Source organism: Streptomyces sp. RLA012, from assembly GCF_056270325.1.
In genome coordinates, this window is record NZ_JBWDPA010000002.1 from 5,760,586 (window position 1) to 5,783,037 (window position 22,452).

18 protein-coding genes and 1 tRNA gene are annotated in these 22,452 nt (G+C 68.4%); 8 read left to right on the forward strand and 11 right to left on the reverse strand.

Annotated elements, in window-relative coordinates; genetic code table 11:
• The first annotated feature begins 32 nt into the window (after window positions 1–32).
• Window positions 33–1,862 carry a serine/threonine-protein kinase gene (locus RV986_RS26320; RefSeq protein ID WP_475919759.1) on the forward strand — a complete coding sequence of 610 codons (1,830 nt, stop codon included), beginning with the start codon at window positions 33–35 and terminating at the stop codon, window positions 1,860–1,862.
• A gap of 34 nt (window positions 1,863–1,896) precedes the next feature.
• Here RV986_RS26320 and RV986_RS26325 read toward each other — a convergent pair whose 3' ends face one another.
• On the reverse strand, window positions 1,897–3,462 hold the full coding sequence (locus RV986_RS26325) for a hypothetical protein (RefSeq protein ID WP_475919760.1): 1,566 nt from the start codon (window positions 3,460–3,462) through the stop codon (window positions 1,897–1,899).
• Between the two features lie 228 nt (window positions 3,463–3,690).
• Window positions 3,691–3,819: a DLW-39 family protein gene (locus tag RV986_RS26330; protein ID WP_003999697.1), complete on the reverse strand. Its 129-nt coding sequence runs from the start codon at window positions 3,817–3,819 to the stop codon at window positions 3,691–3,693.
• Window positions 3,820–4,168: 349 nt separating this feature from the next.
• On the opposite strand from RV986_RS26330, the gene RV986_RS26335 reads away from it, so the two are divergent.
• Window positions 4,169–4,570: a DUF6344 domain-containing protein gene (locus RV986_RS26335; RefSeq protein WP_475919761.1), complete on the forward strand. Its 402-nt coding sequence runs from the start codon at window positions 4,169–4,171 to the stop codon at window positions 4,568–4,570.
• Window positions 4,571–5,112: 542 nt separating this feature from the next.
• Here RV986_RS26335 and RV986_RS26340 read toward each other — a convergent pair.
• From RV986_RS26340 to dnaA, 9 genes are all read right to left on the reverse strand, one after another.
• A tRNA-Ile gene (locus tag RV986_RS26340) sits at window positions 5,113–5,189 on the reverse strand.
• Between the two features lie 112 nt (window positions 5,190–5,301).
• Complete coding sequence (locus tag RV986_RS26345) at window positions 5,302–6,102, reverse strand: DUF3566 domain-containing protein (protein WP_475919762.1); 801 nt, start codon at window positions 6,100–6,102, stop codon at window positions 5,302–5,304.
• 18 nt (window positions 6,103–6,120) lie between these two features.
• Window positions 6,121–8,715 carry a DNA gyrase subunit A gene (gyrA, locus tag RV986_RS26350; RefSeq protein WP_475919763.1) on the reverse strand — a complete coding sequence of 865 codons (2,595 nt, stop codon included), beginning with the start codon at window positions 8,713–8,715 and terminating at the stop codon, window positions 6,121–6,123.
• 42 nt (window positions 8,716–8,757) lie between these two features.
• Window positions 8,758–10,818, reverse strand: a complete 2,061-nt coding sequence (gyrB, locus tag RV986_RS26355; RefSeq protein WP_475919764.1) for a DNA topoisomerase (ATP-hydrolyzing) subunit B — start codon at window positions 10,816–10,818, stop codon at window positions 8,758–8,760.
• A gap of 365 nt (window positions 10,819–11,183) precedes the next feature.
• Complete coding sequence (locus RV986_RS26360; RefSeq protein ID WP_475919765.1) at window positions 11,184–11,774, reverse strand: DciA family protein; 591 nt, start codon at window positions 11,772–11,774, stop codon at window positions 11,184–11,186.
• The gene (gene recF, locus RV986_RS26365) at window positions 11,771–12,892 is read right to left on the reverse strand and encodes a DNA replication/repair protein RecF (protein WP_475919766.1); all 1,122 of its coding nucleotides are present in this window, start codon (window positions 12,890–12,892) and stop codon (window positions 11,771–11,773) included. The genes RV986_RS26360 and recF overlap by 4 nt, the downstream gene beginning before the upstream one ends.
• A 63-nt stretch (window positions 12,893–12,955) precedes the next feature.
• Window positions 12,956–13,831: a phosphogluconate dehydrogenase (NAD(+)-dependent, decarboxylating) gene (gnd, locus tag RV986_RS26370; protein ID WP_475919767.1), complete on the reverse strand. Its 876-nt coding sequence runs from the start codon at window positions 13,829–13,831 to the stop codon at window positions 12,956–12,958.
• Window positions 13,832–14,021: 190 nt separating this feature from the next.
• Complete coding sequence (dnaN, locus tag RV986_RS26375) at window positions 14,022–15,152, reverse strand: DNA polymerase III subunit beta (protein WP_475919768.1); 1,131 nt, start codon at window positions 15,150–15,152, stop codon at window positions 14,022–14,024.
• A 1,036-nt stretch (window positions 15,153–16,188) separates the two neighbouring features.
• Window positions 16,189–18,249 (reverse strand): chromosomal replication initiator protein DnaA, encoded by a 2,061-nt coding sequence (gene dnaA / locus RV986_RS26380; protein ID WP_475919769.1) that lies wholly within the window; start codon window positions 18,247–18,249, stop codon window positions 16,189–16,191.
• Between the two features lie 399 nt (window positions 18,250–18,648).
• Here dnaA and rpmH point away from each other — a divergent pair, with 399 nt between their 5' ends.
• The 6 genes from rpmH (at window position 18,649) to rsmG (ending at window position 22,206) form a co-directional block, all read left to right on the forward strand.
• Window positions 18,649–18,786 carry a 50S ribosomal protein L34 gene (gene rpmH, locus RV986_RS26385; RefSeq protein WP_006381191.1) on the forward strand — a complete coding sequence of 46 codons (138 nt, stop codon included), beginning with the start codon at window positions 18,649–18,651 and terminating at the stop codon, window positions 18,784–18,786.
• A gap of 20 nt (window positions 18,787–18,806) precedes the next feature.
• Window positions 18,807–19,178 carry a ribonuclease P protein component gene (rnpA, locus tag RV986_RS26390; protein ID WP_475919770.1) on the forward strand — a complete coding sequence of 124 codons (372 nt, stop codon included), beginning with the start codon at window positions 18,807–18,809 and terminating at the stop codon, window positions 19,176–19,178.
• A complete protein-coding gene (gene yidD, locus RV986_RS26395; protein ID WP_054236429.1) occupies window positions 19,175–19,540 on the forward strand; it encodes a membrane protein insertion efficiency factor YidD in 366 nt (121 codons plus the stop codon). Before rnpA ends, yidD begins: the two co-directional genes overlap by 4 nt.
• Before the next feature lie 3 nt (window positions 19,541–19,543).
• The gene (yidC, locus tag RV986_RS26400) at window positions 19,544–20,836 is read left to right on the forward strand and encodes a membrane protein insertase YidC (protein ID WP_475919771.1); all 1,293 of its coding nucleotides are present in this window, start codon (window positions 19,544–19,546) and stop codon (window positions 20,834–20,836) included.
• A 15-nt stretch (window positions 20,837–20,851) separates the two neighbouring features.
• Complete coding sequence (locus tag RV986_RS26405) at window positions 20,852–21,361, forward strand: Jag family protein (protein ID WP_060901646.1); 510 nt, start codon at window positions 20,852–20,854, stop codon at window positions 21,359–21,361.
• Window positions 21,362–21,489: 128 nt separating this feature from the next.
• Complete coding sequence (gene rsmG, locus RV986_RS26410) at window positions 21,490–22,206, forward strand: 16S rRNA (guanine(527)-N(7))-methyltransferase RsmG (RefSeq protein WP_475919772.1); 717 nt, start codon at window positions 21,490–21,492, stop codon at window positions 22,204–22,206.
• Window positions 22,207–22,452 lie beyond the last annotated feature (246 nt).

Below are 22,452 nucleotides of genomic sequence, written 5' to 3' on the forward strand. Positions count from 1 at the left end.
GACCGACCGCCGAAGGGGAGCGACGCACGACGATGGGTGAGGTCTTCGCCGGACGGTACGAACTGCTCGACCCGATCGGCCGTGGGGGAGTCGGTGCGGTCTGGCGCGCCTGGGACCGGCGGCGGCGCCGGTATGTGGCCGCGAAGGTACTGCAGCAGAGCGACGCACACGCCCTGCTGCGCTTCGTACGGGAGCAGGCCCTGCGGATCGATCACCCGCATGTGCTCGCGCCCGCCAGCTGGGCCGCCGACGACGACAAGGTCCTGTTCACCATGGACCTGGTCGCCGGGGGCTCGCTGGTCCACCTGGTCAATGACTACGGTCCGCTGCCTCCTCCCTTCGTCTGCACCCTGCTCGACCAGCTCCTGGCGGGGGTGGGCGCGGTGCACGCGGAGGGGGTCGTGCACCGCGACATCAAGCCCGCCAACGTACTGCTGGAGGCGACGGGCACCGCCCGTCCCCGGCTCCGGCTGTCCGACTTCGGCATCGCGATGCGACTGGGCGAACCGCGGCTGACCGAGACCAACTACGTGGTGGGGACGCCCGGATACTTCGCGCCCGAGCAGATGATGGGCGCCGAACCCGACTTCCCCGCCGACCTCTTCGCCGTGGGTCTGGTCGCCCTCTATCTGCTGGAGGGGGCCAAACCCGATGCCAAAGCCCTGATCGAGTACTTCGCGGAGAACGGCACGCCCCCCGCGCCCCAGGGCATACCCGAACCGCTGTGGCAGGTCGTGGCCACGCTTCTGCAGCCGGACCCGCAGGCGCGGTTCCGCACCGCGACCGGGGCCCGCAAGGCGCTGGCCGCGGCCGCCGAACTGCTGCCCGAGCCGGGCCCCGACGACGAGTTGGTCGAAGTCTTCGACCAACTCGGCCCGCTCCCGGCCGGGTTCGGCCCGGAGGGCCCGCTCGACCCACTCGGCCGGCCGCCGGGAGGGGGTCCGCCCGGCCTCCAGGAAGCGGGGGCGGACGGCTCGTCGGAGATGCCCGCCAGTGCCCCCCTCGCTCCCGTCGACGGGTCGGGGCCGAGCCCCGAGACCGGGCGGGGCGACGCTCCCCCCTCACACCCGCGTCACGCGGCACCCCAACTCGGCCTCCGGAGAACGACTTCGTTGTCGGAGTCCGTCGCGGCCCGTGGGACCGGGTTTGGTTCTGGCGCTGGGCCTGGCGCTGAGCCTGGCGCTGGATCCGAAGTCGGGCCTGAGAGCGGGCGCAGCTCCGGCTCCGGGCAATGGCATCGCGGATCGGGACCGTGGCTTCACGAAAGCGGGGTGCCGTCTCAGCAGCCCGTCTCCGGGGGCGCATGGTCGGACCCCGACTCCGGAGGCGTACGACAGGATCCCCGCTCGGGTGGCGTACGACCGGATCCCACCCCCGTCCCCGCCGACGTACAGCACACGCCCGCCCCCGGCGGCGTACCACCGCGCCCCACCCCCGACGCCGTACCACCACAGCCGTCCACGATGTCGGACACCGGCAGCTTCCACCTGCCACCGCCCCAAGCGCCCATCCCCCACGCACAGCCCCAGCCACAATCCCCACCACAGCACTGGCCACAGCCGCAGCCACAAGAGGCGTGGCACGAGACTCAGCAGAACCCTGTCCCACACCACTCGCAGCTTCCGCCCGCGCAGCCGCCCACTCCCCCCACCGCGGTCGCCCTGCCGGCTCCAACGCCCGCCCACGCTCCACCTTTCGACCCCACACCAACGCAGGTTCCGCATCAGCCACGGGCCATTCCGGACCACCGCGCCGGGCGCGCACAGCCCCGTCCCGGGCCTCCCGCGAAGGTGGCCGTCCCGGTCCTGCTTCTCGCGCTGGCCTGTTTCGCGGTGGGCTTCTGGGCGCTGACCCAGATCTGAAGGAACCGAACCCCCGCCCACCGCTTCGACCGGCCTACCGGCCCCGCGGCGCCCCTCGGTCCCAGGGAGCGGCAGCCGGGGCGGGAGCCGCGGCCCTGGTCGTGGTCGTATCCGCTTCCTCCGGCGTCACCCCCGCCCGCCGCCGCGCAATGATCGTCCAGAGCCCAAGGGCCAGCAGCAGGGCGGTTCCGGTACCGATTCCGCCCGCGGCAACCAGTTTCATGGGGGTGTCGGCGCCGCTCCGGCCACCCTCGGTACCCGCCGCGTCACGGCCGCCGGCGCTCCCCGCGGTCGCGCCGGACGTCTCCTCGGAGCCACCCGCCGCGGCGTCGAACACGTCCCGGGGTACGGACCGCCCCGCGTACGCCGGGCCGGCCTGCGCGGCGCCGTCCACCCGTACGCGCAGCGTCAGCCCGAACGGCCCGTCGCCGAACCGTTCGGCGACCTGAGCGGCGAGATGGACCACGAGGTAGTACGACCCCGCGAACCGCATGCCGCTGATCCGGTCGGAGAGGGCGTAGCGGTTGTCGTACTCGACGGGTGGCAGGGGATTCAGCGCGGCCGAGCGCTGGCTGCCGTCGTATCCGGAGCCCACGTCGTCGACGAATCCGCGCACCGGGTTGTAGAGGGACATGACCAGGGCCGTACCCACGAATCCGTCGCCGCCGGTCGAACTGCCGAGTTCCGCGGTGGCGTAGAACTGCTGTCCCCAGTCGACCGGAACCTTGTAGAAGAGCGTCTGGCCGGGGCCGATCCCGTCCTTCCAGACTCCCTGCCCAAGAGCGCCGGCCGTCGCGAACCCCGTTCCGCCCTTGCTCGGCCGCGCGTCCCCCAGGAGGGCCTCGGGCGAGGCGGAGTTCCAGACCTCGGGAGCACTCGTCGAGCCCGCCTGCTGCAGCCGCGGTTCCGACACAAAGCTCAGTTCGAGATCCCAGTCGTCGGGGGAGGAGGACGCGGCGGCCGAGGAGCCCGACGCGCCGCTGCGCTCGACGACCACGTAGTACGTCCCTGCCGCCTGGCAGGCGTATTTGTCGGGGCCTATCTCGCGCGACGCCCAGGAGGCGATGGGGCGCGGGCTCTGGGAGCCGCCGAAGTGAGCGGCCGCGGAGGAGGAGCAGCGACGGCTGTCGCCGTCCTGCACGGAGACACTGACGCCGTCCGCGTAGGAGACCGTGGTGCCCGGCCTGGGGATGGCGGTGGCGGAGACGTACGCGTGGGACGTGGCGTCGAGTTCGAGCCGGTAGTAGAGCTTGGCGTCCTTGCCGAGGGAACTCCGGTACGTCCCGCCGGGCTCCAGTCGTACGGCGTTCGTGGTGTCCGTGGCGCCTTCGACCGCCTTGTCGCCCTCGGCGAAGGAGTACGGGTACGGCTTCGGCGAACCGTCCTCGGCTGCCGCGGCCGTATCGGCTGACGCAGCCGTCCCAGCCGATGCTGCCGTCCCAGCCGATGCTGCCGTCCCGGCTGCCGCGGCCGACCGCCCCGGCAGCGCCACCGTCGCGCACACGACCGCTGCCAGCACCGCTGCCAGCGCCCCCGCCAGAGGCACCGGTGCCCGGCCGTGCCATGACGTCGCGCGCCATCTCGCCGTGCGCCGCCCCATCACGCGCCACCCCTCGTCCTAGCCCTGGATCGTGGCCCATCCTGCCCCGCCTGCCACGGGGCCACCCGTGCTATCCGTACAAGCGGCCGAAAGGGCCCGTCCAGGGGGCCGACAGATTTGCTTACGCAATTAATCTATTCACTAAGGGGAATTCCAAGATTGCCCCGGGCAACGCAAAACCCCGACCGCGAGGGCGGCCGGGGTCTGTTCTGAGACTGTTGTCGATACTCACGAACCCGTGGGCACGGAGTCAGTCGCCTCCGTCCACAGATCCTGCTCGGCGCGATCCGCCTGGATCTGGCGGTACACGAGGAGCCCGCCGATGGCGGCCAGTGCGACCAGGAGAAGCTTCTTCACCGCGCGACCTCGTCTTTCGTTGACGTAGGGGACCTCTGGCGCCCGACTATACACACCGACCGATATCGATCGGTGACCTGCATCGACCCCCAACTCCCGCCCGGCGGAGAGCAGTAGGCGCGGGCCCGATCACTCCGAATCACTGTCGTGTCGCAGCGTGATCGCGCCTAGCACACAGTGACTTTCCTCGCACCCTCGCGCCTTTCAGGCACTTTCCTGACCTCTTGCGCCCATCCGGGTGGTGTTGATCTGAACATCGACGCGCCACGGGCGTCGGTCCACCACTTCGCGACCTGCATACACATCATGAGGAAAGTACGCAAATCGCCTGACCCGAAAGTGAGGGGCCATGACCCAGAACAAGGTCATGAAGCTGTGGACCGCCATCGTCACCGCCTTCCTGACGCTGTGCACGGCGCTCGGATTCATCACGACCACCGCCGCCGCCGCGGCCGTACCGCAGGACGAGAGCACGCCCAACAGCGCGACCTCCGCGACAGCGCCGACGATCGCCCCTTGGACCGGTCCCTACAGCCGGGCCCTGCCCCCCACGATGAAACAACGCATCCGCGCCGAGGCCCACGGCTCCTCACCGAGCTGCCGCCACCGCCCGCCGACCGATGCCACCGCCGTCGCCACCACCGACGTCACCAATGCCGACGCGGCCGCCCCCGCGGCCCTCTGCGCCCCCGAAGTCCTCGCCAAGCTCCAGACACCCCTCCAGCCCGCCTCCACTCCCCTGCGGCGCTGACCGGCGCGCCACCACCCCATCCCCTCCTGACGTAGCTGATGTAGCGGCGAACTTGCGTACACCGCCACACCCAGAACCAAGGCCCGGCACCTCGAAAGAGCTGCCGGGCCTTCGCCACGTCAGAAACACCCTCACTGCGGGTGCTCGTCTCGGGCCGGAATCAGGCTGACCGGCCCTTCTCTCCGGCTCGGGCCCGAGTTCAGGCCCGAGCCGGCCAGGAAGTGCACCCCTACCAGGACGTTCAGGGGCGTACTCGTCTCTCGCCGGAGTGCCCGGGTGCGCCCCGCCGCTGTCAGGGCAAGCCCGTTCCATGGCCCGGACCCGGCCTCGGCGTATAAGCCCCGGTCCGGCATGGCCCGGCACGAGCACATAAGCGGCCCGAACTCCGCTTGCTCATAGGAGAGTTTCGAATCCACCCCGGAACAGCTGGAACAGAGCGGCGCAGTGCAATTCTCTTGACGCAGGACGACGGCTATTGATGTCGACCGTAGGGCCGTAGATGACGAAGACCCCCAACCGAGATCGGTTGGGGGTCTTCGTACTGGTGGGGCTAACAGGATTTGAACCTGTGGCCTCATCCTTATCAGGGATGCGCTCTAACCAACTGAGCTATAGCCCCGCCGCGCTTTGCGGTGTGTGTCCCGCGCGCTGACCTCTGAAGATTAGCGCACGACGCGGCCAGTCCCAAAATCGGTATCGCGGGCCTCCCGGCCAGGGCCGACGAGCTGCTGCTACTCGTCCTCGGCGAGGGTCAGCTCAATGCCGCCGACGAAGCCCGCGGAGAGGTTGTAGATGAACGCGCCGAGCGTCGCGAGCGCCGTGGCGAGCACGACGTCGATGACCGCGATGATCGACGTGAACATCAGGACATGCGGCAGGGAGAGGAACGACTGCAGGTCGAAGCCGTTCGACTCGTTCGAACCCGTTGCCTCGGAGATCGTGCCGCCGACCGTCGAGAAGACGCCCATCGCGTCCATGACCATCCACAGCACCGCCGCCGCCACGATCGTGCAGATGCCGAGCGCGATGGAGAGCAGGAAGCTGACCTTCATCACCGACCAAGGGTCGGCCTTGGACACCCGCAGGCGCGCCTTGCGGGTGCGGGGCGTGGTGCGCGCGCCGGTCCGCGGCCGGCGCACCGCACCCGACGGCGTCTGCGCCGGGTAGGCCTGCGGCGGGTGGTACGGCTGCGCGGGCTGCTGCGGCTGCCGCTCTCCCGGCAGCGCGGAGCCGGCCGCCGGCGCGGCCCCCGCCGCGCTCGTCGGAGCGGCCGCGCCGGGTGCGGCGGACGCCGAAGCGGACGCCGCGCCGTGTGCGGCCTTGGTCGTGGCAGGACCGGTCGCCACCGGTACGCCGCCCGGAGCCGCCGGGCCCGCTCCGGCCGCGTACTGCTGGGCCTGCGGGCCTCGGGTGTCCGTCACAGTTCCCCCCTGGGATCCATGAGAGTCATGGGAGTCAGTCGCCTCCGCGGCGGAGCCACGGCCGCCGTCCGTTTCCGTACCGGTCGATCCGGCGCCCGTGGCTCCGCTCACGATGCCTCACTCCTCGCGCTACTCGGGCGAGGACTGCTCGCCCTCGTCCGTACCGACGGCCTCGATGCCCTCGGCGGTCTCGTCCTCGGCGTCGGCACCGTCGACTTCCACCGCCTCGCGACCGGCCTCGGCGTTACGAGCGATGCCGACCACGGCATCGCGCTTGCCCAGGTTGATCAGTTGGACACCCATGGTGTCACGGCCTGTCTCCCTGACCTCGTTGACTCGCGTACGAATCACACCACCGGACAGAGTGATGGCGAGGATCTCGTCCGTCTCCTCGACCACCAGCGCACCGACGAGGGATCCGCGGTCCTCAACGATCTTGGCGGCCTTGATGCCGAGGCCGCCGCGACCCTGGACGCGGTACTCGTCGACAGCGGTTCGCTTCGCGTACCCACCGTCCGTAGCAGTGAACACGAACGTACCGGGTCGAACAACATTCATCGAGAGCAGCTCGTCGCTCTCGCGGAAACTCATTCCCTTGACACCCGAGGTGGCACGGCCCATGGGGCGCAAGGCGTCGTCCGTTGCCGTGAACCGGATCGACTGGGCCTTCTTGCTGATCAGAAGCAGATCGTCCTCGGCCGAGACCAGTTCGGCTCCGATCAGTTCGTCGTCGGAACCGTCCTCCGTCTCACGGAGATTGATGGCGATGACGCCGCCCGCGCGGGGCGAATCGTAATCCTTGAGAGGCGTCTTCTTCACAAGGCCGCCCTTGGTGGCCAGGACCAGATAGGGCGCCGCTTCGTAGTCGCGGATCGCGAGGATCTCGGCGATCGCCTCGTCCGGCTGGAAGGCCAGCAGGTTCGCGACGTGCTGGCCACGCGCGTCACGCCCGGCGTCCGGGAGCTCGTACGCCTTCGCGCGGTAGACGCGGCCCTTGTTGGTGAAGAACAGCAGCCAGTGGTGCGTGGTCGACACGAAGAAGTGGTCGACGATGTCGTCCTGCTTCAGCTTCGCGCCGCGTACGCCCTTGCCGCCCCGCTTCTGCGAGCGGTAGTCCTCGGTCTTGGTCCGCTTGATGTAGCCACCGCGTGTGATGGTGACGACGATGTCCTCTTCGGCGATCAGGTCCTCGATGGACATGTCGCCGTCGAAGGGCACCAGCTTGGAGCGACGGTCCTCGCCGAACTTGTCGACGATCGCCGTGAGTTCCTCGCTGATGATGGTGCGCTGGCGCTCCGGCGAGGCGAGGATCGCGTTGTACTCGGTGATCTTCGCCTGGAGCTCGTCGTGCTCCTGGATGATCTTCTGACGCTCCAGGGCGGCCAGTCGGCGCAGCTGCATCTCGAGGATGGCGTTCGCCTGGATCTCGTCGATCTCCAGGAGGCCCATCAGGCCCTCACGAGCGATCTCGACGGTGTCACTGCGCCGGATCAGCGCGATGACCTCGTCGATGGCGTCCAGGGCCTTCAGGAGGCCACGCAGGATGTGCGCACGCTCCTCGGCCTTGCGCAGCCTGAAACGCGTACGACGGACGATGACCTCGATCTGGTGCGTCACCCAGTGGCGGATGAACGCGTCGAGCGACAGCGTGCGCGGAACGCCGTCCACCAGCGCCAGCATGTTGGCGCCGAAGTTCGACTGCAGGTCGGTGTGCTTGTAGAGGTTGTTCAGGACGACCTTGGCGACCGCGTCCCTCTTGAGCACGATCACGAGCCGCTGGCCGGTACGGGACGACGTCTCGTCGCGGACGTCCGCGATGCCGCCGACCTTGCCGTCCTTGACCAGGTCGGCGATCTTCTGCGCGAGGTTGTCGGGGTTGGTCTGGTAGGGGAGCTCGGTGACCACCAGGCACTGGCGGTTCTGGATCTCCTCGACCTCGACGACCGCGCGCATCGTGATGGAGCCACGGCCCGTGCGGTACGCCTCCTCGATGCCCTTTCGGCCCACTACAAGGGCGCCGGTCGGGAAATCGGGGCCCTTGATGCGCTCGACCAGGGCGTCGAGCAGCTCCTCGTGGCTGGCCTCGGGGTTCTCGAGGTACCACTGGGCGCCGGCCGCGACCTCACGGAGGTTGTGCGGCGGGATGTTGGTGGCCATGCCGACCGCGATGCCCGCCGAACCGTTGATCAGCAGGTTCGGGAACCGGGCCGGCAGAACCGTCGGCTCCTGGTTGCGGCCGTCGTAGTTGTCCGTGAAGTCGACGGTCTCCTCGTCGATGTCACGGACCATCTCCATGGACAGCGGCGCCATCTTGCACTCGGTGTAGCGCATGGCGGCCGCAGGGTCGTTGCCCGGAGAGCCGAAGTTGCCGTTGGAGTCCACCAGCGGCATCCGCATCGACCACGGCTGCGCGAGGCGGACCAGCGCGTCGTAGATCGAGGAGTCGCCGTGCGGGTGGTAGGTGCCCATGACGTCGCCGACGACACGGGCGCACTTGTAGAAGCCCTTCTCGGGCCGGTAGCCGCCGTCGTACATGGCGTACAGGACGCGGCGGTGGACGGGCTTGAGGCCGTCCCGGACGTCGGGCAGCGCGCGCGACACGATGACGGACATCGCGTAGTCGAGGTAGGAGCGCTGCATCTCCGTCTCGAGCCCGACGGGCTCGACGCGCAGGATGATCTCGCCGCCTTCTTCAGGCGTGCTCGGAATGTTCTCGTCGGCCATTGCTGGTGAAGATCCTTTCTGCTGCGGTCAGCTGAGACCGACTCAGATGTCGAGGAAGCGGACGTCCTTGGCATTGCGCTGGATGAACGCGCGGCGTGCCTCGACGTCTTCGCCCATCAGGACCGAGAACAGGTCATCGGCCTGGGCGGCGTCGTCGAGCGTGACCTGGCCGAGGACCCGGTGCTCCTGGTCCATGGTCGTGATGCGCAGCTCCTCGGCGTTCATCTCGCCGAGGCCCTTGAAGCGCTGGACCGAGTCGTCGCGGATGCGCTTGCCGGCCTGCTTGCCCAGCTCGATCAGCGCGTCGCGCTCGCGGTCCGAGTACGCGTACTCGAAGTCGTCCCGGCCCCACTTGATCTTGTAGAGCGGGGGACGCGAGAGGAACACGTGTCCGGCCTCGACCAGCGGCCGCATGAAGCGGAACAGGAACGTCAGCAGCAGGGTGTTGATGTGCTGGCCGTCGACATCGGCGTCCGCCATCAGGATGATCTTGTGATAGCGGAGCTTCGCGATGTCGAAGTCCTCGTGGACTCCGGTGCCGAAGGCCGAGATCAGCGCCTGGATCTCCTGGTTCTGCAGGATCTTGTCGATCCGCGCCTTCTCGACGTTGAGGATCTTGCCTCGGATCGGGAGGATCGCCTGGTACTGCGGATTGCGGCCGGACTTGGCCGAGCCGCCGGCGGAGTCACCCTCGACGATGAAGATCTCGCACTTGACGGGGTCGTTCGACTGGCAGTCGGAGAGCTTGCCCGGCAGGGACGCCGTCTCCAGGAGGCCCTTGCGACGGGTGAGGTCACGGGCCTTGCGGGCCGCCACGCGCGCGGTGGCCGCCTGGATGGACTTGCGGACGATGTCCGCGGCCTCGTTCGGGTTGCGGTCCAGCCAGTCGTTGAGGTGCTCGTAGACCGCCTTCTGGACGAAGGTCTTCGCCTCCGTGTTGCCCAGCTTGGTCTTGGTCTGCCCCTCGAACTGGGGCTCGCTCAGCTTGACCGAGATGATCGCGGTCAGACCCTCGCGGATGTCGTCACCGGTGAGGTTGTCGTCCTTTTCGCGCAGCAGCTTCTTGTCGCGCGCGTACTTGTTGATCAGCGAGGTCAGCGCCGCACGGAAGCCCTCCTCGTGCGTACCGCCCTCGTGGGTGTGGATGATGTTGGCGAAGGAGTACACGCCCTCGCTGTAGCCGCTGTTCCACTGCATCGCGACCTCTAGGGACAGGCTCTTGTCCTTGTCCTCGGCTTCGAGGTCGATGACGGTGGGGTGCACCACGTCTCCCTTGCGGGAGTTGAGGTACGTCACATAGTCGACGATGCCGCCCTCGTAGTGGTACGTGACGGACCGGACCTCGTCCTTCTCGTCCGCGCCCGCCTCGTCCGCACCGGCCGTGGCCTTCGCCAGCTCGCGCTCATCAGTGAGGTTGATCGTCAAACCCTTGTTGAGGAACGCCATCTCCTGGAAGCGCCGCGAGAGCGTCTCGAAGGAGTACTCGGTGGTCTCGAAGATGTCGGGGTCGGCCCAGAAGGTGACCGAGGTGCCGGTCTCGTCCGTGGCCTCGTGCTGCGCGAGCGGGGCCGTCGGGACGCCCATCTTGTAGTCCTGCGTCCAGCGGGAGCCGTCGGTCTTGACCTCGACGGAGACCTTGCTCGACAGGGCGTTCACGACGGAGACACCGACACCGTGCAGACCACCGGAGACCGCGTAGCCGCCGCCGCCGAACTTACCGCCCGCGTGCAGGACCGTCAGCACGACCTCAAGGGCCGGCTTCCCTTCGGAGGGGACGATGCCCACAGGGATGCCACGGCCGTTGTCGATGACCCGCACGCCGCCGTCGGCGAGGATCGTCACGTCGATCGTGTCCGCGTGGCCGGCCAGCGCCTCGTCGACGGAGTTGTCGACCACCTCTTGCACGAGGTGGTGCAGTCCGCGCTCGCCGGTCGAGCCGATGTACATACCGGGTCGCTTGCGTACCGCGTCCAGACCCTCGAGGACGGTGATGGCGCTGGCGTCGTACGAGGCTGTGACCTCGCCGTTCGAGGTCGTGGCCTCGGCTTTGTCGCCGGCGTCGGTGGACGGGATGTTCTCGTTGGGGTTGCCGGAATCGGCCACGAAGCGCCCTTTCTGGCACAGCACAAGCCAAGCTCGTCGGCGGGTTGCCGGAGCGGCTGCGGCACGTTGCGTTGGTAAGCCTTGATCAGCGTTGCTCAGCTTTTCCCGGACGGTCCCCGCAAGCGGGGCGGGATTAGCTTCCAGTCTACCGGTAGCGCCGACAGTGATGGGGGTTTGCCGGTACCTGAGTCCGCATGTGCCGCCCTGAACCGGTCTCTCCCGACTCCCCATATGTGGACCCGGGCTCAAAGTGGCTTACAGCGGCACTCAGCGCTTCTGGGTGTCAACCCTTGGCTACTACGGAGTCAGGTCGGTGTTCGCAACCGCGTGCGCTCCCGCGCAGGGCCCCCACGATGTGGCCGGGGTCACCCGTAGGTGTCACCGGGACCCGTGCTCCCGGGGGCGCGCAGGGGGCCGAAACGACGCGGGGGACCCCCGGGGCCCTGCACCTTGATCAGCCGGACCGTGCCGTGCCCGAGATCCTGGTTCAGCCGCGCGACCAGCTGCGGTGCGAGCAGCCGCAGCTGGGTGGCCCAGGCGGTCGAGTCGCACTGCACGGTCAGCACCCGCTCGGCCGGATCGTCGTCGTACCGCAGCGGGACACAGTGTTTGGCCAGGTCGTCGCCGACGATCTGCGGCCAGCGGCCCATCACGCCGCCCACCGCGGCCGGGGTCTCCCAACCGCGCTCGGTGAGCAGCCGGTTGATCGCGGCGCCGAGCGCCATCGGATCGCGCCTGTCGGCGCGCGCACCGGAGCGCAGGCCGCCGCCGCGCCGCGCCTGCTTCTTCTGCTGCGCCGCGTCCCCGCGCGCGCGTGCCTGCTCCTTCGCGGCGCGCAACGCCACGCGCGCGAGGTCGACGCCGGAGGGCTCGGGGGTCTTCTTGGAGACCGTCTCCGGAGCCTTCCCGGGGGTCTTCCCGGAGGCCGGCGATTCGCCGGGTGTGTTCTCCGTCATACCCGCTCCACCATGCCCTCGGAGACCGCGTACCGCGTCCCCGCCAGTACGCCCGGTACGTCGTCGTCGACCGCGGCCGTCACAAGAACCTGCTCACCGGGAGCGACGAGTTCCGCGAGGCGCTCTCTTCTACGGCTGTCCAGCTCGGCGAAGACGTCGTCGAGGACCAGCACCGGTTCGTTGCCCTCGGCCCTCAGGAGGTCGTACGAGGCCAGGCGCAGCGCCAGCGCGTACGACCAGGACTCGCCGTGGGACGCGTATCCCTTGGCGGGCAGCTGACCGAGTTTGAGAACCAAATCGTCCCGATGGGGTCCCACCAGGGTCACGCCCCGTTCGATCTCCTGTTTGCGGACCTCGGCGAGCGCCGCCATCAGCTGCTCGTACAGATCGTCGCGTATGTGTGCCTCGCCGGGTGCGGACGACTTGTACTCCAGGGCGACGGGTCCGCCGCCGGGGGCCAGCTGCTCGTACGCCTTGTCGGCCAGCGGCTGGACGGCGGCGACCAGGTCGAGCCGCTGGGCGAGCAGCTCGGCGCCCACCCGGGCGAGGTGCTGGTCCCACACGTCGAGCGTGGAGAGGTCCATGGTGCGGCCGCCGTGCCGGCGGGCCATCGCGGCCGTCTTGAGGAGGGTGTTGCGCTGCTTGAGGACCCGTTCGTAGTCGGAGCGGACACCCGCCATGCGCGGAAAGCGGGCGGTGATCAACTCGTCGAGGAATCGGCGCCGCTCGCCCGGGTCGCCCTTGACCAGTGCGAGGTCCTCGGGCGCGAACAGCACGGTCCGCACGATGCCGAGGACGTCACGAGGTCTGACCTGCGAGGACCTGTTGATGCGGGCGCGGTTGGCCTTGCCGGGGTTCAGCTCCAGCTCAACCAGCTGATCGCGCTCGCCCTGGCGGACATTGGCCCGGATGATCGCCCGGTCGGCGCCCATGCGCACCAGCGGCGCGTCGGAGGAGACGCGGTGGCTGCCGAGGGTCGCGAGATAGCCGACCGCCTCGACGAGGTTCGTCTTGCCCTGTCCGTTGGGGCCCACGAACGCGGTGACGCCCGGGTCGAGCGGGACCTCGACCCGGGTGTACGAGCGGAAGTCGGCCAGCGACAGATGCGTGACGTGCATGGTCGTTCGCCGACCTCCCCCAGGGTTGTGGATCCGCGGCCTCACAGCCTGTGGATCTGTGGATCACTTCGTCTCGACCGCGTGGCCGCCGAACTGGTTGCGCAGCGCCGCGACCATCTTCATCTGCGGCGAGTCCTCCTGCCGCGAGGCGAACCGCGCGAACAGCGAAGCGGTGATCGCGGGCAGCGGCACCGCGTGGTCGATGGCGGCTTCCACCGTCCAACGGCCCTCACCGGAGTCCTGTGCGTAACCGCGCAGCTTCTCCAGGTGCTCGTCCTCGTCCAGGGCGTTCACCGCCAGGTCCAGCAGCCAGGAACGGATGACCGTGCCCTGCTGCCAGGAGCGGAAGACCTCGCGTACGTCGGTGACGGAGTGGACCTTCTCCAGGAGCTCCCAGCCCTCGGCGTAGGCCTGCATCATGGCGTACTCGATGCCGTTGTGGACCATCTTGGAGAAGTGGCCGGCGCCGACCTTGCCGGCGTGCACCGCGCCGAAGTCGCCCGCCGGCTTGAGGGCGTCGAAGATCGGCTGCACCTTCACGATGTTCTCGGCATCGCCGCCGTACATCAGCGCATAGCCGTTCTCCAGGCCCCAGACGCCGCCGGAGACGCCGCAGTCGACGAATCCGATGCCCTTGGCGGCCAGCTCCTCGGCGTGCTTCTCGTCGTCCGTCCAGCGCGAGTTCCCGCCGTCCACGACGATGTCGCCGGGCTCCAGGAGCTTGCCGAGCTCGTCGACCGTGGACTGTGTGGCGGCACCGGCCGGAACCATCACCCACACCACGCGCGGGCCCTTGAGCTTGCCCACAAGCTCTTCCAGGCTGTGGACATCGGCGAGGTCCGGGTTGCGGTCGTATCCGATGACGGTGTGGCCTGCGCGGCGGATCCGCTCGCGCATGTTGCCGCCCATCTTGCCGAGGCCGACGAGACCGAGCTCCATCAGTTGTTCCTTAGGTTTGCGACGTGGCGTGAGGGCACTTTCGTACCTGTGTCTGAGCCTAAACCCGGACTCTCACGCACACCTGTGGGCATAGCCGCTCAGGCGTACGCCCCACCTGCGGATGCGTCCGCCGGACGGATCGGGCCGATCAGACCGACCGTCCGGCGGGCTCACATCGCTCAGCCACTCATCAGCCGCTCAGACGCACAGGCATGATCAGGTACTTGTAGGCCTCGTCCGCCTCGGCGTCCACGGCGGGCCTGCCGCTCAGCAGCGCGGGCTTCGTGGACGTCGTGAAGGAGAGCTGCGCCACCGGCGAGTCGATGGCGCTCAGGCCGTCGAGCAGGAACGTCGGGTTGAAGGCGATCGAGACGTCGTCGCCCTCCAACTGTGCGTCGACCCGCTCCACAGCCTGTGCGTCGTCGCTGGAGCCGGCCTCCAGGATCAGCACGCCCTGCTCGAAGCTCAGCCGCACCGGAGTGTTTCGCTCGGCCACCAGAGCCACACGCTTGACCGCCTCTACGAACGGGGCCGTCTCGATCACTGCGATGGAGTTGAACTCCGTCGGGAACAGCGAGCGGTACTTCGGGAGGTCGCCCTCCAGCAGGCGGGTGGTCGTACGCCGGCCCGCGCCCTCGAAGCCGATCAGGCCCTCGCCGGCGCCCGAGCCGGACAGCGCCAGGATGACGCTGTCGCCGCTCGTGAGCGCCTTGGCGGTGTCCAGGAGCGTCTTGGCGGGCACCAGGGCGACCGCGGACGCATCGGGGTTCTCCGGCTTCCACAGGAACTCGCGGACCGCGAAGCGGTAGCGGTCGGTGGAGGCCAGGGTGACCGTGTCGCCCTCGATCTCGATGCGGACACCGGTGAGCACGGGGAGCGTGTCGTCACGGCCGGCCGCGATGGCCACCTGGGCGGCCGCCGAGGCGAAGACCTCACCGGGGACGGTGCCGGTCGCCGACGGCATCTGCGGCAGCGCCGGGTACTCCTCCACAGGCAGGGTGTGGAGTGTGAATCGGGAGGAGCCGCAGACCACCGTCGCCCGTACACCGTCTGTGGAAATCTCCACCGGCCGGTTGGGCAGGGCGCGGCAGATGTCCGCGAGCAGACGGCCCGAGACGAGGACCGTGCCCTCCTCCTCGATCTCCGCGTCCACGGAGACCCGCGCCGAGACCTCGTAGTCGAAGCTGGAGAGGCTCAGGGCGCCCTCCTCGGCCTTCAGAAGGAGGCCGGCGAGTACAGGCGCCGGCGGACGGGCCGGGAGGCTGCGTGCCGCCCAGGCCACTGCCTCCGCGAGTACGTCGCGTTCCACCCGGATCTTCACCGTTGCCGCCTCCGTCTGTTGCCGGCGCTCTCGCCCTGCTGGCCTTCGTCGTCTGACTCGGTGTCGTTCGGTCCTGTGAGGGGAAGGACACCGGGGACCAGTCTGACGCACCGCACTGACAGTCGGTGCCCCTCGGGGTCAAGTCGTGCCGAGCGGCACCGGAGGCTCCGAGAGCGAGTTGTGCACAGCCCCGTCTTCGAATCGATTCCCAGGCTCTCTCTAGTTGGTCTTAGTAGTAGGCCCTGTGGAAACCGTGGACAACCGCGTTTTCGCAGCTCAGCGGGGATTTTTTGTCCACTGACCCTGTGGGCGGAGGCGGTGGACAACCGGGGGTCTCTGTGGACGACGAAAAGTTCTGCACACTCGATGCACAGCCTTGGGCCACTTCTCCCCAGATCCGTCCCCAGCTTTACCCACGTTCCCCACAGCCCAATCCGGCACCTCGGTGTGACGCCTTTCACTCGACTCGGTGATCGGGCGCGTCGCGTTGCCGAACAGTGGACAGGGGTGTGGAGAAGCTGGGGATCACTGGGGACAACCGGCTCCAGCCTGTGGGCCATCGGTGGACAACTTCGTGCACACCCTGTGGATCTTTTCTTTGTCCACAGTCTGTGGAGAGTCTTCGTCCACGAATCCACAGGGGGGTGACCTGGTCCGATGGTCCTTCAACAGTGCCCCCTGTGGACACGATCGGGACAACTTCCCGGTCCCCAGGGTGTGGACGCCAGAAAGTCACCGAATCTGTGGAGAGTGGCCGTAACCCGGCCCGTATTCGAACAGCTGATGTCGTTTCGGTAGCGGTGAAAAGAGGGGCCACGGCCTCGGGACGGGCCCCAGACGCTCCCGCAGCCCCCTCGGGACGGGTGCCGGAGGCTCTTGGGGCGGCTGTCAGAACCTCTCGGCAGGCGTGTGCGCGACCTCTCGGCACGCGTGTGCGCGTCTGGGAACGGCGCCTGAGAACCGCGTCTGGGAACGGCGAAAGGCGCCCTCAGGAGCGTGTCCCGGGGCGCCCTTCAGCGGTGTGTCGTGGTCTCCGTCAGCCGTTCTTGATGCGGTTGGTGAGCTCGGTGACCTGGTTGTAGATGGAGCGTCGCTCGGCCATCAGCGCACGGATCTTGCGGTCCGCGTGCATGACGGTCGTGTGGTCGCGGCCGCCGAACTGTGCGCCGATCTTCGGCAGTGAGAGATCGGTGAGTTCGCGGCACAGGTACATGGCGATCTGCCGGGCCGTCACCAGGACACGGCTGCGCGAGGACCCGCACAGGTCGTCCACCGTGAGACCGAAGTAGTCGGCGGTGGCCGCCATGATCGCGGTCGCGGTGATCTCCGGGGCGGAGTCCTCGCCGCCCGGGATCAGGTCCTTGAGGACGATCTCGGTGAGACCGAGATCCACCGGCTGCCGGTTGAGCGACGCGAACGCCGTCACCCGGATCAGCGCGCCCTCCAGCTCGCGGATGTTGCGCGAGATCCGGGACGCGATGAACTCCAGCACCTCCGGCGGGGCGTTGAGCTGCTCCTGCACCGCCTTCTTACGAAGGATGGCGATACGCGTCTCCAGCTCGGGCGGCTGGACGTCCGTGATCAGACCCCACTCGAAACGGTTCCGCAGCCGGTCCTCCAGGGTCACCAGCTGCTTGGGCGGCCGGTCGCTGGAGAGCACGATCTGCTTGTTCGCGTTGTGGAGCGTGTTGAACGTGTGGAAGAACTCCTCCTGCGTCGACTCCTTGTCCGCGAGGAACTGGATGTCGTCGACCAGCAGGATGTCCATCTCGCGGTACCGCTTGCGGAAGCTGTCGCCCTTGCCGTCGCGGATGGAGTTGATGAACTCGTTGGTGAACTCCTCGGAGCTCACGTACCGCACACGCGTGCCCGGGTAGAGGCTGCGAGCGTAGTGCCCGATCGCGTGCAGCAGGTGCGTCTTGCCCAGACCCGACTCCCCGTAGATGAAGAGGGGGTTGTACGCCTTCGCCGGCGCCTCGGCCACGGCGACCGCGGCGGCGTGCGCGAAGCGGTTCGAGGCACCGATGACGAAGGTGTCGAAGAGGTACTTCGGGTTGAGGCGTGCGGTGGGCTCGCCCGGACCGGACGCCGGCGCGGGTTTCGCGCCCAGTGGGCCGGGTGCGCCGCCGGAGGACGGCAGCGAGGGGCCGCCGCGGTGCAGCGGAGCACCACCCGAGGACGGCTCCTGGAGGTCACGGCGGTCGGGGCGCTGGTCGTAGTCGGAACGCGGCTGGTCGTAGTCCTGGCGCTGCTGCTCGTAGGGCGGGCGGTCCATCGACTGCGGCCGGTAGTCCTGCGAGGGCGAGGCGTACGGGTCGCGCTCCGGGAAGCCGAGGCGCTGCTGCTGCCAGCCGTAGTCGTCCTGGGCGTGCCGCGGCCAGGCACCGGGCTCGGGGCGCTGGTAGTCCGGGTAGGCAGGGCGGGCGGTCGGGAGATGGTCGCCGCGGGACGGGGGCAGCTGGTCCGGGCGGCCGGACGGCAGCTGGTCGCCCGGGGCTCCCGGCAGCTGGTCGGAGCGGCCGCCCCGGTGGTCGCCCCGGCGGTCGTCGGCGCGGTGGCGGCCGTACCCCTCGTATCCCTCGCGGCGCTGTGCGTCGTAGGTGTTGCGTTCTTCGCGGCCCGGGGAGCCGTAGCCGTTGCGTTCTTCGCGGCCCTGGGCGTCGTAGCCGTGACGCTCGTCACGACCCTGGCCGCCGTAGGCGTTCCGCTCTTCGCCGCCCTGGCCGTCGTACGCGTCACGGCCCTGGCCCGAGCCGGAGGGCAGCTCGGGCTCCTCGTACCGGGGCTGAGGGGCGGGCGGCGCCGGAGACTGGGGTTCCCCGGCCGAGTCGTCGACGGTGATCGCGATACGGATCGGTCGGCCGCACTCGCGGCTCAGCGTGTCGCTGACGATCGGCGCGAGACGGCCTTCCAGCACGCCCTTCGCGAATTCGTTCGGAACCGCGAGCAGAGCGGTGTCCGCGACCAGCGCCAGGGGCTGGCAGCGCTTGATCCAGTGCTCGTCCTTCGCCTCGACCCCCTGCCCACGGCCCTCACCGAGGAGCTGTTCCAGTACTCGTGGCCACACTGCGGCAAGATCGGCAGGTACATCAGCCACAGGGCACGCTCTCTCACGGGTCCCACGAACGTGTGGTTCTGGGAACAGGTTGGGAAGTCAGTCGGGTGGGGCGGTGGGAACAAATCCGCTGGGGCGGTGGGAAGGGAACGAATCGGAGTTCAGCCACGGTAGTCAGGGCAACCGCTGCGGTTCAAGTTGTTGTCCCCAGCCTGTGGATAGTGTCTCTCGGCAAGAGCCGGTTTGACCGGATGGCGTAGCCGCGCGTACCGTGACCAGGTCGAGTTGTCGATGGCTGCTGCCGCCTGCCTCCGATGGGCACAGGTCACGTCGAGTGATCGGGAAGCGGTGCACTCGGGCGTAATTACGAGCTACCTCGTGGGCGCACGGTGACAGCCAAGGCGGCACCCCGCCACCACCGATTCTTTCTGGAGCCCCCGAGTGAGCAAGCGCACCTTCCAGCCGAACAACCGTCGTCGCGCCAAGACCCACGGCTTCCGCCTGCGGATGCGTACCCGTGCCGGCCGCGCGATTCTCGCGAACCGCCGTGGCAAGGGTCGCGCCAGCCTGTCCGCCTGATAACAACAGGTCATGATGTCGTGCTGCCTACCGAGCATCGGCTGAGGCGGCGCGAGGACTTCGCGACCGCGGTACGTCGAGGACGCCGGGCCGGACGCCCGCTCCTCGTCGTCCATCTTCGTAGCGGTGCAACGGACCCGCACGCGCCTGGGGAGAGCGCTCCCCCGACGCGTGCGGGTTTCGTCGTGAGCAAGGCCGTGGGTGGAGCGGTTGTCCGCAACAAGGTGAAGCGCAGACTTCGCCATCTGATGCGAGACCGAGTCGTCCAGTTGCCCCCCGGTAGCCTGGTAGTCGTACGAGCGCTGCCCGGTGCGGGCGACGCCGACCATGAACAGCTGGCCCGAGACCTGGATGCCGCCCTTCAGCGGCTGCTGGGAGGGGGCGCGCGATGAAGTACCCGCTGCTGGCTCTTATCAAGCTGTACCAGTGGACGATCAGCCCGTTGCTCGGGCCGGTGTGCAAGTACTACCCGTCGTGCTCCCACTACGGCTACCAGGCCATCGACCGGCACGGTGCGATCAAGGGAACGGCACTCACCGCCTGGCGCATCCTCCGGTGCAATCCGTGGTCGCTGGGCGGTGTGGACCATGTTCCGCCGCGCAAGCGTCCGCGGTGGCACGAAATGCTGCGCAACGCCTGGCGCGCACGCAAGGGCGGGAACTCCGCCGCCGAACCGGCCATTGAGGGTCATGGAATGTCCGACCATCCCTCGAGCCCGGCCGCCGAGACCCCGTCCCATGCTCAAGGAGCCTGATTAGTGGACACGATTGCCAGTCTTTTCAGCTTCATCACGACACCCGTTTCCTGGGTCATCGTCCAGTTCCACTCTGTATACGGGAAGATCTTCGGTCCCGATACGGGCTGGGCCTGGGGCCTGTCCATCGTGTCCCTGGTGATCCTGATCCGTATCTGCCTGATCCCGCTCTTCGTGAAGCAGATCAAGGCCACTCGGGCCATGCAGACCCTGCAGCCCGAGATGAAGAAGATCCAGGAGCGCTACAAGAACGACAAGCCGCGCCAGTCCGAAGAGATGATGAAGCTGTACAAGGAGTCGGGTACCAACCCGCTCTCCTCGTGCCTTCCCATCCTGGCGCAGTCCCCGTTCTTCTTCGCCCTGTACCACGTGCTCAACGGCATCGCGACGGGCTCGACGATCGGCGTCATCAACGACTCGCTGCTGGCCAGCGCGCGTAAGGCGCACATCGTCGGTGCCCCGCTCGCCGCGAAGTTCACGGACGGCAGCAGCAAGGTCGAGGCACTCGGTGCCACGCTGACCGATGTCCGGGTCGTCACCGCGATCATGATCGTGATGATGTCGGCGTCGCAGTTCTACACGCAGCGCCAGTTGATGACGAAGAACGTCGACACCACGGTGAAGACGCCGTTCATGCAGCAGCAGAAGATGCTGATGTACGTCTTCCCGGTCATGTTCGCCATCTTCGGCATCAACTTTCCGGTCGGTGTCCTCGTCTACTGGCTGACCACCAACGTGTGGACCATGGGCCAGCAGATGTACGTCATCCGCAACAACCCGACCCCGGGTTCCAAGGCTCAGGCTGCGTACCTCGAGCGCCTGCAGAAGCACGTCACGCACCACGAGAAGACGCGTAGCCGTGGCGAGAAGGCCATCGTCAAGGCGATCGTCGCCAAGGGCCGCGACCGCAACGAGTTCGAGCGCAAGTTCATCAACAGCCTGACCAAGGTGGGCCTGGTGGCCCAGGCCGACGGCACTGTGGTGAAGGGTCAGGCCGAGACGGTTGTCGAGGCAGAGGACGGCACCACGACCACCACCGGCGGCGCTCCCAAGCGTCAGCAGCCGAAGCGCCAGTCCAAGTCCCAGCGTCAGTCGGGCACGGCGGCCGGTGGGGCGAAGGCGGCGGGTGAGCCCGAGCCGAAGACCTCGCTGACCAAGTCCGACGAGCCCCAGGACGCCAAGCCCGCCGCCAAGCCGGCAGGCGGCGGCAACAAGCCGGGCGCCGGTACCCGCAGCAAAGCCCAGTCCGGACAGCGCAAGGGTCCGCAGCGGCCCAAGTCCCCGTCCAAGAAGTAAGAAGGAGTCCATCCCGTGACGGAAGGCACCACCTCCGCCGCCGCTGAGGGCGACACCCTGACCCGCCTTGAGCAGGAAGGCGAGATCGCGGCGGACTACCTCGAGGGTCTGCTGGACATCGCCGATCTCGACGGCGACATCGACATGGACGTCGAGGCCGACCGCGCCGCTGTCTCGATCATCAGTGACGCCAGCAGCCGTGACCTGCAGAAGCTGGTCGGTCGCGATGGCGAGGTGCTTGAGGCCCTCCAGGAGCTCACGCGCCTGGCCGTTCACCGGGAGACCGGGGACCGCAGCCGGCTGATGCTGGACATCGCGGGCTACCGCGCCAAGAAGCGCGAGGAGCTCTCTGAGCTGGGCGCCAAGGCCGCGGCCGAGGTGAAGAGCTCCGGTGAGCCGGTGAAGATGAAGCCGATGACGCCCTTCGAGCGCAAGGTCGTCCACGACGCGGTCAAGGCCGCGGGTCTGCGCAGCGAGTCCGAGGGCGAGGAGCCGCAGCGCTTCGTCGTCGTGCTCCCCGCCTGATCGGTACGTACGTTTTCTCCGGCCCCGTCTGTTGAGCAGGCGGGGCCGAAGTTTGTCAGCCTGATAATCCCTGATACTCCTGGTGGTCAGCGCTCACTGCGCTTATGCGGTACGGAAGGACGGTCCCCGTGACGGAGGCAGCGGAGCTTCCCCCTGCGCCCGAGCAGGCGCGTGAGGTGTTCGGCGATCGCTTCGCGGACGCGGTCCGGTACGCGGAGCTGCTGGCCGAGGCGGGAGTGCAGCGCGGGCTGATCGGCCCCCGTGAAGTGCCGCGACTGTGGGAGAGGCACCTGCTGAACTGCGCGGTGCTCTCCGAGGTTGTACCCGAGGGCGTGACCGTGTGCGACGTGGGCTCCGGCGCCGGACTGCCCGGTATCCCGCTGGCCCTCGTCCGGGAAGACCTCAAGATCACTCTGCTGGAGCCGTTGCTGCGACGGACCAACTTCCTCGCGGAGGTCGTCGAACTCCTCGGCCTCGACCATGTGACGGTCATACGCGGCCGTGCCGAGGAAGTCATGGGCAAGCTGCCCGCGGTCCACGTGGTGACGGCCCGAGCCGTTGCTCCGCTGGACCGGTTGGCGGCGTGGGGCATCCCGCTTCTTCGCCCGTACGGCGAGATGCTCGCTCTCAAGGGCGACACGGCGGAGGAGGAGCTGAAGAGCGCTGCCACGGCCCTCGGCAAGCTCGGAGCCGTGGAGACCTCCGTCCTGCACGTCGGTGAGGGCATCGTGGACCCTCTGGCGACCGTGGTGCGGGTCGAGGTCGGGGAGAGCCCGGGAGGGGTGCGCTTTGCGGCGAAGCGGGCCAAGGCGGCCAGGACAGGGCGTACACGACGCCGCCGATGAGCTCTGGGGCCCCTGCGGGACTTGCTCCTCAGGGGCTCACAAGTAACCTTCAGCTCTCGGCTCCATTGAGTGGAGCCGAGAGTTTTTCTGTACGAGCCGGTGTGCGGGACGGCATGCGACACGGCATGCGTGACAAAGAGTTCTTTGTCACTCCCGCTGATCCGTCCTGACGAAGAGCCGTACGCCACACAAGCTGCCAAACCCATGCATCTCGGAGTGTCGCCCCGTGATGGCCTCGGTCGCTAT

Excerpts from the sequence above, each read along its gene's own strand:
- RV986_RS26320 (WP_475919759.1), top strand. The coding sequence starts at position 33 with ATGGGTGAGGTCTTCGCCGGACGGTACGAACTGCTCGACCCGATCGGC.
- RV986_RS26325 (WP_475919760.1), bottom strand. The coding sequence starts at position 3,462 with ATGGGGCGGCGCACGGCGAGATGGCGCGCGACGTCATGGCACGGCCGG.
- RV986_RS26335 (WP_475919761.1), top strand. The coding sequence starts at position 4,169 with ATGACCCAGAACAAGGTCATGAAGCTGTGGACCGCCATCGTCACCGCC.
- gyrA (WP_475919763.1), bottom strand. The coding sequence starts at position 8,715 with ATGGCCGACGAGAACATTCCGAGCACGCCTGAAGAAGGCGGCGAGATC.
- RV986_RS26360 (WP_475919765.1), bottom strand. The coding sequence starts at position 11,774 with ATGACGGAGAACACACCCGGCGAATCGCCGGCCTCCGGGAAGACCCCC.
- recF (WP_475919766.1), bottom strand. The coding sequence starts at position 12,892 with ATGCACGTCACGCATCTGTCGCTGGCCGACTTCCGCTCGTACACCCGG.
- gnd (WP_475919767.1), bottom strand. The coding sequence starts at position 13,831 with ATGGAGCTCGGTCTCGTCGGCCTCGGCAAGATGGGCGGCAACATGCGC.
- yidD (WP_054236429.1), top strand. The coding sequence starts at position 19,175 with ATGAAGTACCCGCTGCTGGCTCTTATCAAGCTGTACCAGTGGACGATC.